The sequence below is a fragment of the Sphingorhabdus sp. genome (genome assembly GCF_044239005.1).
Taxonomy (GTDB): Bacteria; Pseudomonadota; Alphaproteobacteria; order Sphingomonadales; family Sphingomonadaceae; genus Sphingorhabdus_B.
Window position 1 is genome coordinate 1 of sequence record NZ_JBIICH010000173.1, and the last position, 3,170, is coordinate 3,170.

The 3,170-nt window shown below is 55.0% G+C and carries 2 protein-coding genes; both read right to left on the bottom strand.

Going from position 1 to position 3,170, the window contains the following annotated elements; genetic code table 11:
* Positions 1-64 precede the first annotated feature (64 nt).
* Entirely contained in the window at positions 65-1,111 is a 1,047-nt protein-coding gene (nuoH, locus tag ACILQA_RS10520; protein ID WP_395629644.1) for an NADH-quinone oxidoreductase subunit NuoH, read from the bottom strand.
* A complete protein-coding gene (gene nuoG, locus ACILQA_RS10525; protein ID WP_395629645.1) occupies positions 1,108-3,108 on the bottom strand; it encodes an NADH-quinone oxidoreductase subunit NuoG in 2,001 nt (666 codons plus the stop codon). The genes nuoH and nuoG overlap by 4 nt, the downstream gene beginning before the upstream one ends.
* Between the last annotated feature and the right edge of the window lie 62 nt (positions 3,109-3,170).

A 3,170-nucleotide genomic window follows, 5' to 3' on the forward strand; every position in this document is an offset into this window, starting at 1 on the left:
GTCAACCAGTGCGCCTTGACGAATTCCCAAAGGGTAAAGGTTTTGATGAGATGCGCGATGGTGGTCATGCGAAATGTCCTGTGAACATAAGATAGCCGCTCACCAAAAAGACCCAGAACAGCGAGATTGGCAGGAATATTTTCCAACCCAGACGCATCAATTGGTCATAACGGTAACGCGGTACAGTCGCCTTCACCCAAGCGAAGACAAAGAACATCAAAAGGATTTTGGCGAAGAACCAGATAATGCCGGGAACGGCATATAATGGCGCCCAATCCACTGGCGGCAAATATCCACCCCAAAACAGGATGGCGTTGAGCGCGCACATCAACAGCACGTTGGCATATTCACCCAGCCAGAACAAAGCGAACGCCATCGACGAATATTCGGTCTGATAACCGGCAACCAACTCGCTTTCAGCCTCGGTCAAATCGAAAGGCGCGCGTGCGGTTTCAGCCATGGAACTGATGAGAAACATGATCGCGATCGGGAACAGCAACGGGTTGAACGCATAAGCGTTGATGAAGCCAAAGATATGGCCCCGCTGGCCCTCAACAATGCCACCCACATTGAATGTACCCGCCCAAAGCACAATGCAGATCAGGATAAAGCCAATCGAGACTTCGTATGAAATCATCTGCGCCGCCGCGCGCATGGCGGAATAAAAAGGATATTTGGAGTTGGAAGCCCAACCCGCAATGACCACGCCATATACGCCAAGGCTGCTAATCGCGAGAATGTAGAGCAAGCCCACGTTGATGTTGGACAGCACAACGCCGTCAGCAAACGGAATAACCGCCCATGCCATCAAAGCGACGGTGAAGGTAATAATCGGCGCAATCAAAAACAGCCCGCGGTTCGACGCGCTGGGGATGATTGTTTCCTGCAGGAACACCTTAAGTCCATCAGCGAAAGACTGAAGGACACCGAAGGGACCAACCACATTGGGACCTCTGCGAAGTGCAAAAGCCGCCCACAATTTGCGTTCAGCGTAAATGATGAGCGCGACGGCCAGCATCAGCGGCAATGCAATCAGCAATATGCCCGCGATGGTTGCGGTGAACCATGCGGCTTCGTAGCTCATACCAAGGGTTTGGAAGAAAGATGTCATTCCGCTGCCTCCAGATATTGCGTGCCGTGCACCAGTTCCGCAGAGCACCGCTGCATCGTTTCAGAGGCACGGCAAATTGCGTTGGTCAGGTAGAAATCCTTAATCGGATAATCGGCGATCTTACCATTTACGGCTGACGGCAATGTCGGTTCAGACCAGCCATAATCGGCAAGCCCTTCAACGCCCAATGCAGGGACAGCGTTGAACATTTCAACGCGGAGCCCCTCAAGGCTGTCAAACGGCAGGCGCTTGCCAAGTACGTCGGACAAGGCGCGGAATATCGCCCAATCTTCACGCGCATCGCCGGGTGGGAACACGGCGCGTTCGCCGCGCTGCACGCGGCCCTCTAGGTTGACATAGGTGCCCGACTTTTCACTATATGCTGCACCTGGCAAAATGACGTCTGCATGGTGCGCGCCATTGTCGCCATGATGGCCGACATAAACTTTGAAGCTGCCGGCAAACAGGCTGTAATCGGCTTCATCCGCCGCCAGGAAAAACGCCAGCTTGGGCGCCTTGGCCGCCAACGCTTTGATCCCGCCATCATGCGCATATCCAAGCATCAGTCCGCCCATACGCGCTGCCGCAAAGTGCAGCACGTTAAAGCCATTCCAGCCATCCCGGACGAGCTTATGTTTCGATGCAAACGCCAATGCAGCACCATGGACGCCTTCATAACGCAGCGCGCCGCCGCCAACGATGATCGCTGGGCGTTCTGCGGTCTTCAATGCATCGGCAAGAGCCTTCGGCGCTTTCGCCAGCGCGCTCAAATCATCACCGAGCCATTCAACCTTGTAGGTCAAATCCGTTACTGGCCCGATGGCAAAGACCTTCGCACCGCGCTTACGGATCGCTTTTTGGATACGGGTGTTCACCAAAGGTGCTTCACGGCGCAGGTCGCTGCCAACCAACAAGATCACGTCCGCATTTTCGATGCCGGCGATGGTGGTGTTGAAGTTTACGGCCGAAAGCGATGACGTATCATATGCAAGCCCCGTTTGACGGCCCTCAAGCATGGACGCACCTGCAAGCGCACGCGCCGCAAACATCGTTTCACAATCGACCTGATCACCTGCGATTACCGCCGCATCGCCGGACCAATTGGCCTTGATTGCGTCAAACGCCTCTGCCCAGCTTGCTGCAACCAGCTTTCCATCCTTGCGGATATACGGCTTGTCCAAACGACGATGCGTAAGGCCATCCACGGCGTGGCGTGTCTTATCCGACGCCCATTCTTCGTTCACATCATCATTGATGCGCGGAAGTGCCCGCAATACCGCCCTGCCCCGGCTATCGAGGCGGATGTTGGTGCCGACTGCGTCCATCACATCGATGCTTGGTGTCTTTTTCAACTCCCATGGGCGAGCTTCGAAAGCATAAGGCTTCGACGTCAGCGCACCCACCGGACACAGGTCCACGACATTGCCTGAAAGCTCGCTCTGCATGGCGTGCTCCAGATAGGTCGTGATCTGCATATTTTCGCCGCGACCAATCGCGCCAACTTCTTCAATGCCAGCGACTTCTTCCGTAAACCGAACGCAACGTGTGCACTGGATGCAACGTGTCATCGCCGTTTTGACGATTGGGCCCATATATTTTTCGGTAACCGCACGCTTGTTCTCTTCGAAGCGCGATGCACCGCGACCATAAGCCACGCTTTGGTCCTGCAAATCGCATTCACCACCTTGGTCGCAAATCGGGCAATCCAACGGGTGATTGATGAGCAGAAACTCCATCACACCTTCGCGTGCCTTTTTGACCATCGGGCTGTCGGTCTTAATGACCTGCCCTTCTGTGGCGGGCAGCGCACAGCTTGCTTGTGGCTTTGGCGGCCCAGGGGCAACCTCGACCAAGCACATGCGGCAATTGCCCGCAATGGACAGCCGCTCATGATAGCAAAAGCGCGGAATTTCCTTCCCCGCCATCTCACATGCCTGAAGCACAGTCGCGCCTGCAGGAACTTCGAGTTCTAAACCGTCTACGGTGACTTTAGGCATTATTATTCTGCTGCCTCCAACATATCGTCGCCCTTGGCTTCGTGAATGCGGCGTTCCATCTC

Bases quoted from the DNA above. Each gene is read 5' to 3' on its own strand.
- nuoH (WP_395629644.1), bottom strand. From the start codon at position 1,111: ATGACATCTTTCTTCCAAACCCTTGGTATGAGCTACGAAGCCGCATGG.
- nuoG (WP_395629645.1), bottom strand. From the start codon at position 3,108: ATGCCTAAAGTCACCGTAGACGGTTTAGAACTCGAAGTTCCTGCAGGC.